The sequence below is a fragment of the Streptosporangium minutum genome, assembly GCF_002149035.1.
Taxonomy (GTDB): domain Bacteria; phylum Actinomycetota; class Actinomycetes; order Streptosporangiales; family Streptosporangiaceae; genus Streptosporangium; species Streptosporangium minutum.
On sequence record NZ_NGFP01000189.1, the window covers coordinates 1 to 18,358 of the forward strand.

15 protein-coding genes are annotated in these 18,358 nt (G+C 71.2%); 7 read left to right on the top strand and 8 right to left on the bottom strand.

What is annotated here, in order from left to right; translation table 11 throughout:
* From CA984_RS31475 to CA984_RS31485, 3 genes are all read right to left on the bottom strand, one after another.
* Window positions 1-1,330, bottom strand: a 1,330-nt coding sequence (locus CA984_RS31475; protein ID WP_479725540.1) for an excinuclease ABC subunit UvrA, incomplete at its 3' end; no start/stop codon positions are given.
* A gap of 249 nt (window positions 1,331-1,579) precedes the next feature.
* On the bottom strand, window positions 1,580-1,870 hold the full coding sequence (locus tag CA984_RS31480) for a hypothetical protein (protein WP_086577118.1): 291 nt from the start codon (window positions 1,868-1,870) through the stop codon (window positions 1,580-1,582).
* Between the two features lie 25 nt (window positions 1,871-1,895).
* Window positions 1,896-2,348: a carboxymuconolactone decarboxylase family protein gene (locus CA984_RS31485; RefSeq protein ID WP_086577119.1), complete on the bottom strand. Its 453-nt coding sequence runs from the start codon at window positions 2,346-2,348 to the stop codon at window positions 1,896-1,898.
* Between the two features lie 96 nt (window positions 2,349-2,444).
* On the opposite strand from CA984_RS31485, the gene CA984_RS31490 reads away from it, so the two are divergent.
* A complete protein-coding gene (locus tag CA984_RS31490; protein WP_207621115.1) occupies window positions 2,445-5,294 on the top strand; it encodes an AfsR/SARP family transcriptional regulator in 2,850 nt (949 codons plus the stop codon).
* Here CA984_RS31490 and CA984_RS31495 read toward each other — a convergent pair.
* The gene (locus CA984_RS31495) at window positions 5,275-5,934 is read right to left on the bottom strand and encodes a response regulator (protein ID WP_086577120.1); all 660 of its coding nucleotides are present in this window, start codon (window positions 5,932-5,934) and stop codon (window positions 5,275-5,277) included. The two genes, CA984_RS31490 and CA984_RS31495, sit on opposite strands and share 20 nt — an antisense overlap.
* Window positions 5,931-7,073 (bottom strand): sensor histidine kinase, encoded by a 1,143-nt coding sequence (locus CA984_RS31500; RefSeq protein WP_086577121.1) that lies wholly within the window; start codon window positions 7,071-7,073, stop codon window positions 5,931-5,933. The genes CA984_RS31495 and CA984_RS31500 overlap by 4 nt, the downstream gene beginning before the upstream one ends.
* Before the next feature lie 362 nt (window positions 7,074-7,435).
* On the opposite strand from CA984_RS31500, the gene CA984_RS31505 reads away from it, so the two are divergent.
* The 3 genes from CA984_RS31505 (at window position 7,436) to CA984_RS31515 (ending at window position 11,457) form a co-directional block, all read left to right on the top strand.
* Window positions 7,436-7,825 (top strand): cupin domain-containing protein, encoded by a 390-nt coding sequence (locus CA984_RS31505; RefSeq protein ID WP_086577122.1) that lies wholly within the window; start codon window positions 7,436-7,438, stop codon window positions 7,823-7,825.
* An 81-nt stretch (window positions 7,826-7,906) separates the two neighbouring features.
* Window positions 7,907-9,745, top strand: a complete 1,839-nt coding sequence (locus CA984_RS31510) for an ABC transporter ATP-binding protein (RefSeq protein WP_086577123.1) — start codon at window positions 7,907-7,909, stop codon at window positions 9,743-9,745.
* On the top strand, window positions 9,742-11,457 hold the full coding sequence (locus CA984_RS31515; protein ID WP_086577124.1) for an ABC transporter ATP-binding protein: 1,716 nt from the start codon (window positions 9,742-9,744) through the stop codon (window positions 11,455-11,457). Before CA984_RS31510 ends, CA984_RS31515 begins: the two co-directional genes overlap by 4 nt.
* Window positions 11,458-11,579: 122 nt before the next feature.
* Here CA984_RS31515 and CA984_RS31520 read toward each other — a convergent pair whose 3' ends face one another.
* The gene (locus CA984_RS31520; protein ID WP_242676278.1) at window positions 11,580-12,578 is read right to left on the bottom strand and encodes a M23 family metallopeptidase; all 999 of its coding nucleotides are present in this window, start codon (window positions 12,576-12,578) and stop codon (window positions 11,580-11,582) included.
* Between the two features lie 212 nt (window positions 12,579-12,790).
* Between CA984_RS31520 and CA984_RS31525 the strand changes: the two genes are divergently transcribed.
* Both CA984_RS31525 and CA984_RS31530 read left to right on the top strand, forming a co-directional pair.
* Window positions 12,791-15,709: an AfsR/SARP family transcriptional regulator gene (locus CA984_RS31525; protein WP_086577125.1), complete on the top strand. Its 2,919-nt coding sequence runs from the start codon at window positions 12,791-12,793 to the stop codon at window positions 15,707-15,709.
* Between the two features lie 263 nt (window positions 15,710-15,972).
* Window positions 15,973-16,155 carry a hypothetical protein gene (locus tag CA984_RS31530; RefSeq protein WP_086577126.1) on the top strand — a complete coding sequence of 61 codons (183 nt, stop codon included), beginning with the start codon at window positions 15,973-15,975 and terminating at the stop codon, window positions 16,153-16,155.
* A gap of 17 nt (window positions 16,156-16,172) precedes the next feature.
* Here CA984_RS31530 and CA984_RS31535 read toward each other — a convergent pair whose 3' ends face one another.
* The gene (locus tag CA984_RS31535) at window positions 16,173-16,793 is read right to left on the bottom strand and encodes a hypothetical protein (RefSeq protein ID WP_133061830.1); all 621 of its coding nucleotides are present in this window, start codon (window positions 16,791-16,793) and stop codon (window positions 16,173-16,175) included.
* A 211-nt stretch (window positions 16,794-17,004) separates the two neighbouring features.
* Here CA984_RS31535 and CA984_RS31540 point away from each other — a divergent pair, with 211 nt between their 5' ends.
* Entirely contained in the window at window positions 17,005-17,295 is a 291-nt protein-coding gene (locus CA984_RS31540) for a discoidin domain-containing protein (RefSeq protein WP_207621116.1), read from the top strand.
* Here the strand turns inward: CA984_RS31540 and CA984_RS31545 are convergent.
* Window positions 17,257-18,358: Dyp-type peroxidase (locus tag CA984_RS31545; RefSeq protein ID WP_086577128.1), on the bottom strand; the 1,102-nt coding region annotated here is incomplete at its 5' end. The two genes, CA984_RS31540 and CA984_RS31545, sit on opposite strands and share 39 nt — an antisense overlap.

The window sequence follows — 18,358 nt, forward strand, 5'->3', positions numbered from 1 at the left end:
CGGCGATCGCGATCGTCTCCGGCTTGTGCTCCACGACCAGCACCGTGTTGCCCTTGTCACGCAACCGCAGCAGCAACCCGTTCATCCGCTGGATGTCATGCGGGTGCAGCCCCGTGGTGGGCTCGTCGAAGACATAGGTGACATCGGTCAGCGAGGAGCCCAGATGGCGCACCATCTTCACCCGCTGGGCCTCACCGCCCGACAGCGTGCCCGAGGGCCGATCCAGCGACAGATACCCCAGCCCGATCTCCACGAACGACTCCAGGGACTGCTGCAGCGTGGCCAGCAACGGCGCCACCGACGACTCCTGCAGCCCGCGCACCCAACCGGCCAGGTCACTGATCTGCATCGCACAGGCATCGGCGATGTTGATCCCCCCGATCCGCGAGGAACGGGCCGCCTCGTTGAGCCGGGTACCGCCGCACTCGGGACAGGCGGTGAAGGTCACCGCCCGCTCCACGAACGCCCGGATGTGCGGCTGCAGCGCCTCCTTGTCCTTCGACAGCATCGACTTCTGAATCTTCGGAACCAGACCCTCATACGTCATGTTGATGTTCTCGACCTTCACCTTGGTCGGCTCGCGGTGGAGGAAGTCGCGGAGCTCGGCCTCGGTGTAGTCGCGGATCGGCTTGTCCGGGTCGAAGAAGCCGCAGCCGCTGAAGATCCGGCCGTACCAGCCGTCCACGCTGTAGCCCGGGACGGTGAGCGCGCCCTCGTTGAGCGACTTGGAGTCGTCGTAGAGCTGGGTCAGGTCGATGTCGGTCACCCGGCCCATGCCCTCGCAGCGCGGGCACATGCCGCCGGTGACGCTGAAGTCGCGCTGCTCCTTCACGCTCTTCCCGCCGCGCTCGAACGAGACCGCGCCCGCTCCGCTGACGGAGGCGACGTTGAAGGAGAAGGCCTGGGGCGAGCCGATGTGCGGCCGGCCGAGCCGGCTGAAGAGGATCCGCAGCATCGCGTTGGCGTCGGTGGCGGTGCCGACGGTGGAGCGGGGGTTGGCGCCCATCCGCTCCTGGTCGACGATGATCGCCGTCGTCAGCCCTTCGAGGACGTCGACCTCCGGCCGCGCCAGCGTCGGCATGAAGCCCTGCACGAAGGCGCTGTAGGTCTCGTTGATCAGCCGCTGCGACTCCGCGGCGATCGTGCCGAACACCAGCGAGCTCTTGCCCGAACCGGAGACGCCGGTGAACACCGTCAACCGGCGCTTCGGGATCTCGACGCTGACGTCCTTGAGGTTGTTCACGCGCGCGCCCTGCACACGGATCAGATCGTGGCTGTCGGCGACATGCGGCGCGGGCGACTGCGCGTCCGGACTCGTGGCCATGCTCATCGTGTCTCCATCTTGTGGGGGGACCGTCTCGCGGTCTCCGTCGGCGTCGGGGGGGTGGCCGGAAGGATGCCAGCGTAGATGCCCCTGGCCGTCATCCCGGCGATGGAGGGCGCTCGCCGTCGATGACGCCGGGGTCCGCGGCCGAAGGCGGCGGGACGATGGACGTGCGCGGCCGTGGCGGACGCCGCGTCCGGCCGCGGCGAGCGCCCTCGAGTCAGTCCGTGTGTCCTCCGGCATCGGCCGGGTGTCTCAGTGCTCGTCGATGACCTGGCCGTTCTGGGCGGTGCCGTCCTTGGTGAGGGCCATGGTCAGCGGCGCTTCGGAGAAGGTGGGCAGGGCGGCGAGCGCGGTACCCAGCTGCTCGGCGCTCTCCCAGTGCCAGGTGTCGGTATAGGTGCCGTCCTCGAGCTGGATGAGGGTGGCGTGGGTGAGCCCGGGGTGGCCCTCCCGGACGGTCGCGATCAGCGAGCTGCGGCGGGCCAGGAACTCCTCAAGATCGGCGCCGGCGACGGAGTAGCGGTGGGTGCGGACGACAGACATGTCGGTTCCTCCTTCGGTGAGTGGTTTACCAGGTGCCGGCGACCTGCCGGATCGGGGCGTTGAGGCGGTTGAAGAGGTTGGTGACGGCGATCATCAGCAGGATGGAGGCCAGCTGCTTCTCGTCGAAGTGGGCGGCGGCGTTGTTCCACACCTCGTCGGGGACCGCGTCGGTGTGGTCGGCCAGCCGGGTGGCGGCCTCGGCCAGTTCGAGGGCGGCCCGCTCGGCGTCGGTGTAGTAGGGAGCCTCGCGCCAGGCGACCACCAGGCCGACGCGCTCGTCGCTCTCGCCGAGCTTGCGCAGGTTCTTGTAGCCGGCGTCGACGCAGAAGCTGCAGCCGTTGATCTGGCTGACCCGCAGGTGGATCATCTCCATCAGCTCCTGGGGCAGCCCCTGCGACTGGGCGGCCTGCATCAGCTCGAAGATCGGCTTCTGCGCGGCGGGGATGATCGTGGCGGGGTTCTTCATCCGGGCTTCCATCGTGTTCTCCTCCGGTCTCGGTCGGTGTGAGATCAGACTGGCTGTCCGGATTGATACATTCGCTATGCACTCACGATGCGATGTCATAGAGGAACGATGCTGCGCTTCACCCTGCTCGGCCCAGTCCAGCTGATCGTCGACGGCGAGCCGCTCACGGGCATCGCCCCACGCCACCGCGCGGTGCTGGCCTACCTCCTGCTCAACTCCGGCCGGGTGATCAGCATCGAGCGGCTGATCGACGCGATGTGGGGCTACGACCAGCCCGACACCGCCCGATCGCAGATCCACGCCTCGATCACCGCGCTCCGCAAGGTGTTGCGCGGTGCGGGAGCCGTGGAGCTCCTCCAGACGCGGAGCGGCGGCTACGTCGCGCAGCCCGAGCCCGGGCAGGTCGACGCGCAGGAGTTCACCGAGCTGGTCGCCGCCGGCGAGCTGCGCAAGGCGCTGGACCTGTGGAGCGGCGAGGCGGTGGAGGACGTGCACGCGCAGTACGTCAGCGGCGTCCGGGAGCTCTGGCACGACCGGCGGCTGTCGGCCTACGAGCGCCTGGTGGAGGCCGAGCTCGCCGCCGGACGGCACGACGAACTGCTCGACGAGCTGGCCGCCCAGGTGGCCGCCGGCCCGCTGCGCGAGAAGCTCACCGGCCATCTCGTCCTGGCACTGCACCGGGCGGGGCGGCAGGCCGACGCCCTGGCAGCGGCGCGTTCTTACCGTACGGCTCTCGCCGACGAACAGGGCCTGGATCCCGGGCACGCGTTCACCGAGCTGGAGCGGGCGGTCCTGGCTGACGATCCGGCGCTCCGCCTGGCCGACGCCGCGCAGCCGGTCGAGTCTCCGCAGCCCAGGGCGGCGCAGCGCTCCTTCCTGCCCTACGACATTCCCGATTTCTCCGGGCGGGCCGCCGAGCTGGAACGGCTCGCGGGCGAGCACCACGGGCCGGTGGTCACGATCGACGGCATGGCCGGGATCGGCAAGACCACCCTCGCCGTCCACGTGGCCCACCAGTTGGCCGCCCGCTATCCGGACGGCCGGCTCTTCATCGACCTGCGGGCGCACACCGCGGGCCGGGAGCCGGTCGACGCCGCGGCCGCACTGGAGACCCTGCTGCGCCAGCTGGGGGTGCCCGCCGACCGCATCCCGGTCACCCTGGCCGAGCGGAGCGCCCTGTGGCGCGCCGAGCTGGCCGATCGCCGTGTGCTGGCCGTACTGGACAATGCCCTGGACGCCGATCATGTGCGGCCCCTGCTGCCGGGGCACTCCGACACCCTCGTCCTGGTCACCAGCAGGCGGCGTCTGGTCGCCCTGGACGGCGCGCATGCGCTGTCGGTCGACGTGCTGGGCGAACAGGACGCCGCCGGGCTGTTCGAGCGGATCGTGGGCGAACGCGCCCGCGACGAGCCGGAGGCGGTCGGTGAGGTGCTGCAGCTGTGCGGGCATCTCCCGCTCGCCATCCGGATCTCGGCCGCCCGCCTCCAGCACCGCCCACGCTGGACCGTCTCCTACCTGGCCGACCGGTTACGCGACCATCGCCGGCTCCTGGACGGGGTCTCGGCGGCCTTCGCCCTGTCCTACGAGCAGCTCGACGAGGCCGAGCAGCGCATGTTCCGCCTGTTCGGGCTGGCGCCCGGGCGCGACATCGATCCGTACGGCGCGGCCGCGCTGGCCGGGATCACCGAGGAGGAGGCCGAAGAACTCCTCGAAGGCCTCCTGGACGCCCACATGCTGCTGCAGCTCGAACCGGGCCGCTACACCTTCCACGACCTGCTCCGTGACCACGCGCGCTCGATCGCCGAGGACGACGGCACCGTCCCGGTACTGCAGCTGCTCACCTACTACCTGCACCGCTCCCGCGCCGCCGTGGACCGGCTCTTCCCCGACAGCCTCAGCCACCGCGAAGGCATCCCGCAGCCGACCACCCCGATCCCGCCCATCCGCGACGCCGGACAGGCGATCACCTGGCTGGACGCCGAACGCGGCAACATCATCGCGACCGCCGTCCACGGACCCGAGATCTGCGTGGGCATGCTGGCTCTGGCGCTGCGCCCCTACCTTGACCGGCAGGCGCACCACGACGACGCGCTCACGCTGCAGACCCTGGCGCTCCAGCGCGCACGCAAGCTCGGCCACGCCCACCGCGACTTCGAGGTGCAGGCGCTCAGCGACCTGGCGTGGACCTACTGGCGGCTCGGTGAGTACGAACGCGCGGAGGAGCACGCTCACCTGGCCCTGGAGGCGTGCGAGGAGCCGTATGAGCGGGCCAGGGCACTGCTCACGCTGGGGAACGTGGCCCTGCGCCGGCGGCAGGACAAGGAGGCCGAGCAGTACCTCACGCAGGCACTCGACCTCACCCGGATCGGCGCCGACACCTGGGGCGAGGCCCACGTGCTCGGTATCCTCGCCCTCGTCCTGGACCGGGCCGGCCGCCCGCGGGATGCCCGGCGCCATCTCGACGTGGCGCTGGCGCTGCACCGCAAGGTCGGCAACCCGGCCGGCGAGGCGGTGATCCTCAACCACCTCGGCGTCGTCCTCCGGCATCAAGGCGAGCTCGCTCAGGCACGCACCCGCCACGAGCAGGCCGCGGCCCTGTACCGCGAGCTCGGCAACACCGCCGACGAGGCGGCCGCGCTCAACGGGCTTGCCGAGGCGGCGGGCGACCCGGCCCGGGCGGTCGAGGAGCACGCGGACGCGCTCGCGCTCGCGCTCGCGACGCGCAACCGGCCGGAACAGGCGCGTGCTCACGACGGGCTGGCGCGCGCCCACCTCGGCCTCGGGCACCCGGAGCACGCGGGCGAGCACGGACGGCTGGCCCTCGGCCTCTACGAGGAGCTCGGCGTGCCGGAGGCCGAGGAGATCCGCACCTTCCTGATGTCCGGCCGGGGGGCCGCCGGGGCCGAGAGCGGACTCCCACCGGTCGAGCGGCACGCGATCAGCCGCGCCGCGGGGTGACGAGGCCGGATTCGTAGGCGAACACCACGAGCTGGGCGCGGTCCCTGGCACGCAGCTTGGTCATCGCCCTGCTGACGTGCGTCTTCGCGGTAGTCGGGCTGATCACCATGTGGGCGGCGATCTCGTCGTTGGACAGGCCGCGGGCCACCAGCGCGGTGACCTCGCGCTCGCGGTTGGTCAGCACGTCGAGCCCCTCGGGCGCGGACGCGGGGCGGCGGGCGACGTACTCGCCGATCAGGCGGCGGGTGATCGCGGGGGACAGCAGCGCGTCGCCGCGGGCCGCGACCCTGACGCCCTGCAGCAGGTCGGCGGGTTCGGTGTCCTTGACCATGAAGCCGCAGGCGCCGGCGCGGAGCGCGTTGAAGACGTACTCGTCGAGGCCGTAGTTGGTCAGGATCACGACGTGGACGCCGCTCAGCCGCTCGTCGGCGGCGATCAGCCGGGTCGCCTCGATGCCGTCCATCACCGGCATCTGGATGTCGACGAGGGCGACGTCGGGCCGGTGCTCGAGGGCGAGCGCGACGCCTTGCTCGCCGTTCACGGCCTCGGCCACCACTTCGATGTCGTCCTCGATCTCCAGCAGGGCCCGGAAGCCGCCGCGGATGAGCGCCTGGTCGTCCACGAGCAGCACGCGGATCACGATGGTTCTCCAAGGGGAAGTTCGGCGCGTACGGTGAAGCCGCCTGCGGGGCGGGGCTCGGCCCGTAGCCGGCCGCCGAGCGACGCGACGCGCTCGCGCATGCCGAGCAGACCGGTGCCGGGCACGGGCGGCGCGTCCGGGTCGGCCTTGCCGTCGTCGTCGACCTGCACGACCAGCTTCTCGTCCGCGTAGTCGACGCGCACCGCCGCGGCCGCCCCGCCGGCGTGCCTGGAGACGTTGGTGAGCGCTTCCTGGACGATCCGGTACGCGGCCCGGTCCACCTCGGCCGGCAGCTCCCGCCGCGTGCCGGAGATCGTCACGGTGGCCGGCAGCCCGGTCGAGCGGGCCCGCTCCACCAGGTCGTCGAGCCGGTCGAGGCCGCTGGCCGGGACCTCGCCGTCGGAGCGGCCGGAGTCGCGCAGCACCTCCAGGGTGGCGCGCAGCTCGCGCATGGCGTCGCCGCTGGCTTCCTGGATGGCCAGCAGCGCGGGGGGCACGTCCTCGCCGCGCTTGCGTGCCAGGTGGACAGCCACCCCGGCCTGGACCTTGATGACCGAGATGCTGTGGGTGAGCGAGTCGTGCAGTTCCCTGGCGATGCGCAGCCGCTCCTCGCCCGCGCGGCGCAGGGCCGCCTCCTCGCGGGTGCGCTCGGCCTCGGCGGCCCGCTGCTCGGCCGCCTCCAGGTACGCCTGCCGGTGCCGGATCATCGTCGCCGCCACGCCGGCCGCCACGAACCAGCCGACCAGCAGTGCGGCGCTGTGGAGATTCTGCCCGGACCCGTCGGCGGCGGGCAGGTGCGCCACCAGGTCGGCACCCAGGAAAAGCACGCCCGCCAGCGCCGGGGCCAGCCGATGGCCGGCCCTGACCGCGCCGAACACCGACACCAGCACGGGAAAGGCGGCTGGCGGGCCCGGCTGGATGTGCGCCGCGACCACGAGCATGCAGGCCGTGCTGACGAGCAACGACACCAGGGGCGCCCGCCGCCAGGCGACGAGCGCGAGCGAGCCGGCGAGGGCGGCCGTGAGATCCAGCGCGCCCGCGCGCGGCGTGTTGAGCACGACGATCGCCAGCAGGACGGCCATCACCGCAGCCAGCAGGCCGTCCTGGGCGAGTGGCCGCCACCGGCCCGTAAATCTCATTTGCGTAGATTAAGGGCTTTTCGGCTGAGACTCCTCCGCCGCATGTCGTAATAAATCACTACTTCCTGGGACGTAGTAGGGCCGAGCCTGCTTCCCGGGTACCAGGCGGAGGAGTCTCCCCGGGCAGGATGACCGCTGACCGGCCCGGACGCCACGATGTCCGGCATGCACACGATCCAAGTCACGGGCGAGTCCCGCCACGTGAGCCCGGAGAGCCGCCGGGGGCGCCCTCACCGTCCTGCGCCGGTCATGGGCCGAGCGGGCCGATGACCGCGTTCCGGTCCCGGCCCGGCATCGGCCGGCATCCATCCCCATGCCGCAACCCACCAGGGAAAAGACCACTGCAGGAAGGATGTCCCGGCATGACTGTCACCCCGATCGATCTCTTCGCGTCCTCCATCCGCCTTCACCAAGGCGGCGAGATCCACGCCGGGAAAAGAGCGAGGGGCGCCGACCAGGACGGCTGGCAGCTGACGGCCTTCCATGCGAAGACCGGCGCCGACGTCCACGCCGACCACTGGGAGGTCCACCCCGAGGCCGAGGAGGTCGTGTCCTGCCTCATCGGGAAGATACGCCTCTACCTCCGTCCGGAGCGGCCGGGACAACAGGAGGAGGAGATCAGGCTGACGGCCGGGACCGCCGCCATCGTCCCGCGCGGGCGATGGCACCGCATCGAGCTGGACATCCCCAGCAACATCATGGCCGTCACCCTGCCGCGTGGCAGCCGGCTGGAGAAGCGGACCGAAGCCTAGACCGGCCCCCTCGACCCCTGCCCTCAACCACCATCGGCCCGGCCACGGGCTCGATCACGAGTTCGACGAAAACGGAGAACGATGAACGCCACCGACCTCGCCGAGGCGAGGGAGCGGCCCGCACCACCACCGGAGGCCGGTCCCGCGGCGGGACAGAGCCTGGCAGGGCTGCTGCGCCCGCATCTGCGGAGTTTCGCGACCGTGGCGATCCTGCAGGTGATCGGCGCTGTCGCGGGTCTGGCGCCGCTGCTGGCGGTCGTCGAACTGGGCCGCACGCTGCTGTCGACCGGTCCGATCGATCACGGTCATGTCTGGTCCGTCATGATCATGGGTGCGGCCGGCCTGTCCGTACGCCTGCTGTTCACGGCCGCGTCGTCCGGAATCGGGCATCTTCTCGACGGCCGGGTGCAACTGTCGTTCCGCCGGCACCTGGCCGCGCGGCTGGGGCGCGTGCCGATCGGCTGGTTGTCCCGGCGCCGGACCGGCGAGCTGGCGAAGGTGGTGGGCGAGGACGTGAGTGCCGTGCACCCGTTCATCGCCCACACTCCCGGCGAGTTCGTCTCCGCGTTCGTGGTGCCGCTGGTGTCGCTGGTCTACCTGTTCACCGTCGACTGGCGGCTCACGTTGATCACGCTGATCCCGGTGGTGCTGGCCGTGGCGCTGGTCCCGCTGATGATGACCCCGGCCCGGCTGCGCGAGCAGGAGGAGTTCGACGCGGCCATGGGGCGGATCGCGAGTTCCGTGGTCGAGTTCGTCCAGGGCATCTCGGTGGTCAAGGCGTTCGGCGGAGCCGGGCGCGCCCACCGCAGGTTCCGCACGGCCACCGACGATTTCGTCGGCATCTTCTACCGGTGGGTGCGCGGTGTCTCGGTGATCGCCGCGGGGATGCAGCTGGTGCTGTCGCCGCCGTTCGTGCTGCTGGTCGTGCTGATCGGCGGTGCGGCTCTGATCACGGACGGTGGCCTGGCCCCGGCCGACCTGCTGCCCTTCCTGCTGCTGGGACTGGGCCTGACCGCTCCGGTGGCGGCCCTCGGCCACGGCTTCGACGACCTGCAGGCCGCCCGGCGCGCGGTCGGCCGGATCCGGGACGTGCTCGAGGTGGCTCCGCTGCCGGAGCCCGCGCACCCGATCGCGCCGCAGGGCCACCGGGTGGAACTGCGTGACGTCCGCTTCGGCTACGGAGCCGATCGCGAGGTGCTGCGCGGGATCGACCTGGTCCTCGAACCGGGCACGGTCACCGCGATCGTCGGGCCGTCGGGCAGCGGCAAGTCCACGCTGGTCCAACTGCTGCCGCGCTTCTTCGACCCGACCCACGGCTCCGTCGTCCTGGGCGGCGTCGACCTGCGCGAGATCGGCAGCCGGGAGCTCCACCGGACGGTCTCCTTCGTCTTCCAGGACGTGCGCCTGCTGCGCGCGTCGGTCGCGGACAACATCGCGCTTGCCGTACCGCATGCTGATTTCGACGACGTGATCCGCGCCGCCCGGCTGGCGAACATCCATGACCGGATTCTCGAGCTGCCATGCGGCTACGACACGGTGCTCGGGCAGGACGCCGGGCTGTCGGGCGGCGAGGCGCAGCGGATCGCGCTCGCCCGCGCCCTGCTCGCCGACGCGCCCGTCCTGGTGCTGGACGAGGCGACCGCCTTCGCCGACCCGCAGACCGAACAGGCGGTACGCCGGGCCCTGGCCACGCTGGGGGGCGATCGGACGATCCTGGTCATCGCCCACCGGCTGGAGACGGTCGCCGACGCCGACACCGTCGTGATGCTGGAGAACGGGTCGATCGTCGAGCGCGGCAGGCCCGCCGAGCTGCTGGCACAGAACGGGAAGTTCGCCGCGTTCTGGCGATCCCACCGATCGGCGACGGCCGACGAGACCGAGACCCGCAGTGGCGTACTTCAAGGAGGCGAGCCCCGATGATCGGAATGCTGCTGCGCGTGCTGGGACACCAGTACGCCCGGCCGGTGCGTCGCACCGTGGCCTTGATGACGATGACCGCGATCGTCGAGGGTCTGTCCTACGCCCTGCTGGTTCCCGTGCTGCGGACCCTGTTCGGCAGCAACCCCGCAGACGCGCTGCCCTGGCTGATCGCGTTCGGCGGCGCGGTCGCGATCTACGCGGTGCTGCGCTATGTCAGCGATCTGTTGGGTTTCCGCGCCGGAACCACGCTGTTGCGTGGCATGTACCACCGCCTCGGCGATCATCTGGCCCGGCTGCCCCTCGGCTGGTACAGCACCGGCCGGGTCGGGGAGGTGTCCGTCCTGGCCAGCCAGGGCGTGCTGGAGACGATGGGCGTGATCGCGCATCTGCTGGCGCCCTACATCTCCGCCTTCGTCACCCCTGTGACGATCGTTGGCGTGATGCTCGCCTTCAACTGGCAGATGGGGCTGGCCGCGCTGGTCGCCGTACCGCTTGTGGTGGCGATCCAGGTCTGGACCGGCCGCTCGACGGCCGCCGCCGACGCGCAGCGCCACGAACGCGACCAGGAGGCCACCGGGCGGGTCATCGAATATCTCCAGGCCCAGCCGGTGCTGCGCGCCGGTGGCCGGAGCGGCGAACGCTTCACGTCGCTCGACGACTCGCTGCGGGAAGTGCAGCGCGCGTCCCGCCGTACCGTGCTGGCGACGCTGCCCGGCATGATCGGCTTGACGATCACGGTGCAGGCGATGTTCACCGTGCTGCTGGCCCTGGGCGCCTATCTCGCGCTCGGCGGGAACATCGGCGCGGCGGAGGTGCTGGCGATCCTGGTGCTGGCCGCCCGCTGTGCCGATCCGCTGCTGTCGCTGGCGGATATCGGTGGCAAACTCCGCGGCGCGCGTTCCGAGCTGGCCAGGCTCGACGCGGTCCTGCGCACCGAGCCGCTGCCGGAAGCCCCCGAACCGATCCAGCCGGCAGGCCATGACCTGGAGTTCGAGTCTGTCACCTTCCGGCACGGCGACCGCACGGTGCTCGACGAGGTGTCGTTGTCCGTGCCCCAGGGACAGCGCGTTGCCGTTGTCGGAGCGTCGGGTGCGGGCAAGAGCACGCTGCTGCAGTTGCTCGCGCGGTTCCACGACGTGGACGCGGGCGCGGTGCGGGTGGGGGGCGTGGACGTGCGCGCGATCAGCACCGAGGTGTTGACGGCGCGGATCGCCATCGTCTTCCAGGAGGTCTACCTCTTCGACGGCACGATCGAGGAGAACGTGCGTCTGGGCCGTCCCGACGCCGACGGAGCCGCGGTGCGGGCGGCCGCGACCGCGGCGCGGTTGGACGAGGTGATCGAGCGGCTGCCCGGCGGGTGGGCGGCGAACGTCGGCGAGGGCGGCGCGCTGCTGTCGGGCGGTGAGCGCCAGCGTGTCTCGATCGCGCGGGCTCTGCTGAAGGACGCGCCCATCGTGCTGCTGGACGAGGTGACCTCCGCGCTGGACCCGGTGAACGAGGCGGCCGTCCACGAGGGGATCGAGCGGCTGATGGCCGGCCGGACGGTCGTGATGGTCGCGCATCGGATGCGGACCGTCCGACGCGCCGACCGCATCGTCTTCCTGGACGGCGGCCGGATCGTGGAAGAGGGCAGCCACGACGAACTGCTACGCCACGGCGGCCGCTACGCCGATTTCTGGAACATCTCCCTGACGCCGGCAGCGAGGGAATAAGGACGAGTTCGCGGAGACCGCTTCCCGGATGGCGGCTCGAACCGCGGGACGCCTGCCGGGACGGCGCCCGTCCCCCTGCCGGGGGCCACGGCGCCGTCCCGGACGCGGGATGACCGGACGGGCTATCCGCAGTGTTCGAAGGGGCTGTTGTAGGCGGACGAGCCGGCCTTACCGCCCCATTTGACGCATTTGCCGGCGGCCGCGGCGCGTACCGGGCCGGCGTAGTAGGTGAAGCTGCCGCTGTCGGTGACGCGGGTCTTGCCCTGGACTTCCAGGTAGGCGGCGGTGGCGGTCGCCGTGCCCAGGGAGGATTTCTTGATGGTGGCGACGCAGTTGTTGCCGTTGGCGTTGTTGTAGAGCAGGTAGACGGTGCCCGCCGTGCCGAGGGCGGCGGAGTCGATCACCGTGTAGCCGCTGCCGCAGACCGACTGCGCGGTGTGCGGGTTCGTGCCGCCGCACTTGTTCTTCGAGGTGAGGGTCTGGGTCGGGTAGCCGAACGTGGACCCGTTGAAGACGGCCTTGCGGATGTTGCCCGGGTAGCCCTCGCCCTGACGCACCTCGTAGTGCAGGTGGGCCGAGATGTTGTTGCCCGGCTTGCTGGTCTTGCCGACCGTGCCGACCTTCTGGCCCTGGGAGACCTTGGCCCCCGCGCTCACCGACCGCGAGTTCAGATGGGCGTAGAAGCTCGTCCAGCCCCCGCCATGGTCGATCTTGACCAGGTTCCCGTATCCGTTGGTCGATCCCTGGTGGGAGGAGATGACCACCGTGCCCGCCGCCGCGGCGACGACGGTGTCCCCCAGGTCGGCGTCCGCCGTACCGCCTCGGTTGAAGTCGATCTCGTAGGCCCTGTGGGCGCTGCTCCCGCTGCTGTTGCCGGCCCAGGCCTGGCCGCAGGGGAAGGGGAGCTGGAAGTTGGTGGACGCCAGGACCGTCACCGATTGCTCGGCCACCGCGGCCTCGTCCGGCGGGTCGTTGTTCTCCCCGGCCGCGGCGGTCGGCGTGGGCGCCGGGCTCGACTGCGTGGCCGTCGGGCTCGGCGTGGGGGCGGCCGGTAGGGTCGCGGCGGCGGCGGACGTCGCCGCACCCGATCCCAGGCCGAGCAGCAGGACTAATCCCGCCATGAGCACTCCGTTGAGTCTCATATGGATCCCTTCTGCGGTGCGGGGGGTGAAGGTCCGGCCCGCGCTGTGCGCTGTCAGCCGGACCCGTCGAAAGGCTCTCGCTGGGGATCAAGAGTGCGAGGAATCCATACAAAGAACATCCGAAATCGGTATAAAGGCCTTCCAGCGCAACAACAACCGGTTGCCAGCCTCCGTTGAGGAGTACCTGCGTCATGGTGGTTGATCAGCCCGTATTCAGCGTTCTCGGTTCTCTGCGGGTCCGGATGTCGGAAGGGACGCTCCCCATCGCGGGCACGAAACCGCGGGTCCTGCTGGCCTCCCTGTTGCTCAGCGCGAACCAGGCAGTCGGTTCGGACGAGCTCGTGGAGACGCTGTGGCCCCAGCGCCGTCCGCAGTCCGCCCTGGCGAACCTCCGTACCTACGTCAGCTTCCTGCGCGGCCCCCTCGGCGCGGCCGGCGCGCAGATCCTGGCCAGGCCGTCCGGCTACGCGGTCGAGCTACGGACCGAGCAGCTCGACGCGCTGCTGTTCGAGGACCTGGTCGCCCGGGCGCGGGCGGCGGGCCGCGACGAGGAGGCCGTCGAGTGCTTACGCCGGGCGCTCGCGCTCTGGCACGGCACGCCGTTGAGCGATCTGCCGGCCAGCCCGCAGTGGGACGGGCGGCTGCGCTCGCTCACGGAGACGAGATTCGGCGCCGTCGAGGATTTGGCCGCCATGAGAATGGCGCGAGGGGAGTACCCGGCCGCGATCGGTGACCTGCGGGAACTGGTCAAGGTCCATCCCTTCAGGGAGGATCTCTGGCGGCAGCTGATGCTCGCCCTGCACGGGAGCGGACGGCAGGCCGAAGCGCTGCAGGCCTACACCACCGTCAGGCAGCAGCTGGTCGACGAGCTCGGCATCGAACCGGGTCCCGACCTGCGCACGGTACACGCGGCCGTCCTCGCGGGAGAGCTCCCGCCCGCCGTGCCGGCCGCGTCCGCCCTCCAGCGGCCCCCTGCGCCCTCCGCGCGAAGCGTGATCGCACCCCAGCAGCTTCCGCCGGACATCCCGGACTTCACCGGTAGGGCGGAGGCCGTCGCCGCCCTGGCGCGAGCCCTGTCGCCCAAAGAGCGGCCGTCGGACGAGCCGCCGTCGATCGCGGTGGTCGTGGGGCCGCCGGGCGTGGGCAAGTCGGCGCTCGCCGTGCACTGCGCGAACGCCGTACGGGCCGACTACCCCGCAGGCCAGCTCTACCTCGGCCTCGGCGGTACGGCCGCCGCCCCCACCGACCTCGGCGACCTCCTGGCCGAGGCGTTGCGGGCGCTGGGGGCCGGTGAGGCGGACCTGCCGCCCACGGCGCACGAACGCTCCGCCCTGTACCGCTCCCTGCTGGCGGAACGTCCCATGCTCGTCTTCCTCGACGACGCCGCCGACGCGGCACAGGTGCGGGCCCTGCTTCCCGGCAACGGCTGCGCGGTGCTCGTGACGAGCCGGCGGCGGATCACGGAGCTGCCCAGCTCGCTGCAGCTGGAACTGGGCGTCCTGTCACCCCCTGAGGCCGAGGAGTTCCTGGGGAAGATCGTGGGCGTCGAGCGGCTGGCCGGGGAGAGGGAGGCCGCCTCGGCGATCCTCCACTCCTGCGGGTACCTGCCGCTCGCAGTCAGGATCGCGGGAGCCAGGCTCGCCGGTCGGCCGGGCTGGCCGCTGAGCGTGCTGCGGCAACGGCTGGACGACGAGTCGAACCGGCTCGACGAGCTGAGAGCGGGCGACCTGGAAGTACGGGATTCCTTCGACCGCAGCTACCGGCAGCTCCCCGACGACGCGGCCAGGACCTACAGGACGCTGGGCCTTCTCGGCCCGCAGTCCCTGCCCGGCTGGGTGGTCGACGCCGTCCTGGACCGCCACCGGGCCGAGACGGTGATGGACGCTCTCGTGGACGTGAACCTCGTGCAACTGGCGGGGACGGACGCGATCGGCCAGCGCCGTTACCGGCTGCACGACCTGGCCCGCTGCAACGCCAAGGAGAAGGCCGGCGGCGACGGCGAGCGTCATACCCTCGCCAGGGTGCTCGGAGCGTGGATGACCGCCACGGAACAGGCCTCGTCGCGACTGCCGACCACGCTCTTCAGCCTGACGTCCGCGGCGGCGCCCCGGTGGGACCGGGCGGGAGAGGCCCTCGGACACCTGACCGCCGACCCGCTGCCGTGGTTCGACGCCGAGCGGGAGTCACTGGTGGCGGCGGTACGGCTGGCCGCCGACGCGGGACTGTCGCACGCCTCGTGGGGACTCGCCGCGGCGCTCGTCCCCTACTTCGACCTCAACTGCCGGTTCGACGAGTGGCGGCACACGCATCAGGTCGCGCTGGACTCCGCGCGCATGGCCGAGGACCTCAACGGCGAGGCCGCCATGCTCCGCGGCCTGGCCCAGGTCTGCCTCTACCAGGATCGATACGCCGAGGCGAGAGAGATGTTCCGGCGATCTCGCGTGATCTTCCACGAGCTGGGCGACAGGCGCGGAGAGGCGATCTCGATCTGCGGGCTGGGAGCGGCCGACCAGTTCTCCGGCGAACACATCAAGGCACTCGGACACTTCCGGCAGGCCCTGGCCATGTTCCTCGTCATGGACGACAGAAGCGGTGAGGCCTACGCCCGGCAGGCGATCGGACGGGTGTACCTGACACTGCGAGATTTCCAGCGGGCCTCGCAATGGCTCGGGGAGGCGTTGTGGCTGGCCGAGGAGCTCGGCGACGCCCATCGTGAGGGGGGCGTATCCATGCAGCTCGGGCGGCTGTACGACCTGGTGGCCCGATCCGACGAGGCGATGCGCGTCCAGGGGCGCGCGCTCGACATCTTCGAGACGCTCGGCGATCGTCACTGCGGCGCCTACGCCATGCGGAGCCTCGGCGGGCTGCAGGTGAAGAAGGGCGATCGGTCCCGTGGCTCCGACCAGCTGCAGCGCTCACTGGCGATCTTCCAGCAGCTCGGCGACCGGAGCGGGGAGGCCGCCGCGTTCCAGACGCTCGGCGAGCTGCACCAGTCGGCGGGCCGTACCGCTCTCGCCCAGCACTACCTGCACCAGGCCCACACGTTGAGGCGAGAGCTGCGAGGCGGTGTCCCGGAAACCCGTGGCCATGTGTCGTGCCGGGACGGCTGACTGTCACGGCATGACGATCCTCGGTCCTGTGACCGATACCCGGCCTCTGTTCCCGCGTGAACGCCGCGCGCCGCTCGACCTGCCCGGATCGCCGGATCCGCAGGATCGGGCACGGCCGGCGGCCTGTACGGGCTGGAACGTTCATGATGTCGTCGGACATGGTCTCAACGACCACCCGCGCCGGCCCTCAGGCAGCCGGAACGGGTACGGCGGTGCCGTTTCCGCCAACGATGAGCCGCTGCCCGCCTACCTGGCACGCACCAATGACGCTGCCCGCCTACCTGGCACGCACCAATGAGGACTCCGTCCGGGCGACCCGTCGACGCAGCCCGCAGGCGATGATCGAGCTGCTGGCCCGCCTGTGCCCCGAGCTCGACGTCCTGCGGGCGGCCCGCGGCTGGGACGCCCCCGCCGAAGGAGACGCGGCCGGCTCAAGGGCGGCGTGAGCGGGACTGTCAGGTGATCAGGTATAGGCCGAGACCGGGATCGCGAAGTCGTATCCCGCGGCGGTGTGGCCGTAGATGTAGTCATAGGGGCACAGGCCGTACTCGCCCTTGTAGGCGTAGCCGTTGTAGAACTGCGCGGAACACTTGAAGCAGAACCGCCATTGGTGCTGCGTCCAGGCCGGCTCGCCGATGTCGTGAGGCAGCAGGAACTGCCGGGGGTAGCCACCCGGGTGGATGTAGCTGTGCGCCCCACCCGCCGGACATTTCTGTGCGGTGCTGGGTGCCCAGTAGAGTGCCGCGCATCGGTAGCAGTGCCGCCAATTGCTCTGGGTGTTGGCGCTCTCGCCCGTGCCGGCGGGGCTCAGGTTGTATGTCAGCCGGAAGGTCCAGCCCGCGGCCTGATGCGGGCCGCGGGTGCGCGGGCAGAGACTCTGGTCGACCGTGAAGTCGACCAGGAACAGCTCGAAGCAGTTCACGCAGAACCGCCAGCCGTCCAGTGTGTACCGGCTCTCCGCAGCCGCCGCGGTGGGCGACAACATGGACTCGGCTGCCGCTGCCGCTACCGACAGGCCGAGCGCGGCCGCGCCGGCCAGTACGGAACGGCGCGGTAATCGCCCGGTACCAGGTGCTTCCTGCATGGGTCCCCTCGTGACGTTCCTGGGTGACGTGCCCGATCACGGTCGGCGGGGCTCCGCCCTCCCTCACCGAGACGTGCGTCGCGTGGGAAACCGGTGGGCGTGGACCGCCGACACCAAGCATGCTCTTGATCGCAATGCGTGACAATCCCCGAAAACAACGGCCTTTCCGACCCGGTCACCACTGTGAGCCGACGTGCTCCGGTGATACCTCGTGATCGCCCTGGGCCGAGATCCTGACGCCGAGCTCGGTGGGCAGGGGACCGTCCCGGCCGCCGGCACCCTGCTGTCGCGGGGCAGGCCCGTCACCGCGTCGTCGGCCGGGAACGCGGTCTTCCCCGCCGCCGCAGCCGTGGACGGCGGCGGGGAAGACCGCTGGTCGAGCGCCTTCGGCGACCCGCAGTGGCTCCAGGCCGACACGGGGTCGCCGGCCACGATCAACAGGGCGGTGCCGGACTGGGACGGGTCAGGACAGGAGGGTCTCTCCTATCCATCCGCCGGGTGAGCATCCGGGAGGGATGGCGAAGACCGCGGAGCCGATGGGGGTCGTCCACTCGTTGAGCAGGTCGGCCTCGGCCAGTCTCTTCTGGACGGGGACGAACTGGCGGTCGATGTCGGCCTGGTAGGAGGCGAACAGCAGTCCGGAGTCGGCGTGCCCCTCGGGGGTGAGGCCCTCGTCGTAGTTGTAGACCCGGCGCAGGATCCGCATGCCCGGGTCGGTGACATGGGCCCGGCGGATGTGGGCGTATTCGGAGATGACCGGGAAGCCGACCGCGTTGAGTCTGTCGAAGTCGGGTTCGTCGTGCTCTCTCTGTCCGGTCAGCGGGGCGCCGGTGTCCAGGCGGCGGCCGATGGTGAACTCCTTGGCCACCCGGTCGGCGGCGTCCCAGGTCTCCAGTTCGAGGTGGATGCGCCGCAGCACCAGCGTGGTGCCGCCGTGCAGCCACCGTGGGCCGTCGCCGATCCAGATGGCTCGGTCGAAGTCGGGCGTGCCGGGCTGGGGGTTGACGGTCCCGTCCAGCTGGCCCATGAGGTTGCGCTGGGTCGTGCCGGGGGCCGCGGCCTGCGGGCTGCGGCGGAATCCCCGCTGGGTCCAGCGCACCCGGGCGAAGGAGCGGGCGTCCTTGACCGTCATGCGCAGGGCGTGGGCGAGGGTGACGGGGTCGTCGGCGCAGATCTGCAGCAGCAGGTCCGCGCCGCCCCACCGCTTGTCCAGCTTGTCGATCACGAACGGCGGAAGGGGCGTCACCGATGCCGGCCGCCGGTCCTGGACTCCGGCAGCGGTGAACAGGCCGGGGCCGAAGCCGAAGGTGACGGTCAGCCGGGCGGGAGGCGCGGCCAGTTCCGGTTCGGTGTCGGCCAGGGCGGGGCGGCCCTGGGTCAGGCGGCGGGCGTCGTCGGTGAGCAGGCGCATCATCCGTACGACGGCTTCGCGGCCGGTGCCCGGCAGCAGGTCCAGGCCGACGAAAACGGCGTGGGTCTGGGGGACGGTGGCGATCCCGGCCTGGTGGGGGCCGTGGAAGGGCTCGGTCGCCGAGGCGCCGGAGCTCGGGGGAGCCGTTTCCGGC

Excerpts from the sequence above, each read along its gene's own strand:
- CA984_RS31510 (WP_086577123.1), top strand. The coding sequence starts at position 7,907 with ATGAACGCCACCGACCTCGCCGAGGCGAGGGAGCGGCCCGCACCACCA.
- CA984_RS31500 (WP_086577121.1), bottom strand. The coding sequence starts at position 7,073 with ATGAGATTTACGGGCCGGTGGCGGCCACTCGCCCAGGACGGCCTGCTG.
- CA984_RS31485 (WP_086577119.1), bottom strand. The coding sequence starts at position 2,348 with ATGGAAGCCCGGATGAAGAACCCCGCCACGATCATCCCCGCCGCGCAG.
- CA984_RS31530 (WP_086577126.1), top strand. The coding sequence starts at position 15,973 with ATGACGCTGCCCGCCTACCTGGCACGCACCAATGAGGACTCCGTCCGG.
- CA984_RS31535 (WP_133061830.1), bottom strand. The coding sequence starts at position 16,793 with ATGCAGGAAGCACCTGGTACCGGGCGATTACCGCGCCGTTCCGTACTG.
- CA984_RS31490 (WP_207621115.1), top strand. The coding sequence starts at position 2,445 with ATGCTGCGCTTCACCCTGCTCGGCCCAGTCCAGCTGATCGTCGACGGC.
- CA984_RS31505 (WP_086577122.1), top strand. The coding sequence starts at position 7,436 with ATGACTGTCACCCCGATCGATCTCTTCGCGTCCTCCATCCGCCTTCAC.
- CA984_RS31525 (WP_086577125.1), top strand. The coding sequence starts at position 12,791 with ATGGTGGTTGATCAGCCCGTATTCAGCGTTCTCGGTTCTCTGCGGGTC.
- CA984_RS31515 (WP_086577124.1), top strand. The coding sequence starts at position 9,742 with ATGATCGGAATGCTGCTGCGCGTGCTGGGACACCAGTACGCCCGGCCG.
- CA984_RS31520 (WP_242676278.1), bottom strand. The coding sequence starts at position 12,578 with ATGGCGGGATTAGTCCTGCTGCTCGGCCTGGGATCGGGTGCGGCGACG.
- CA984_RS31480 (WP_086577118.1), bottom strand. The coding sequence starts at position 1,870 with ATGTCTGTCGTCCGCACCCACCGCTACTCCGTCGCCGGCGCCGATCTT.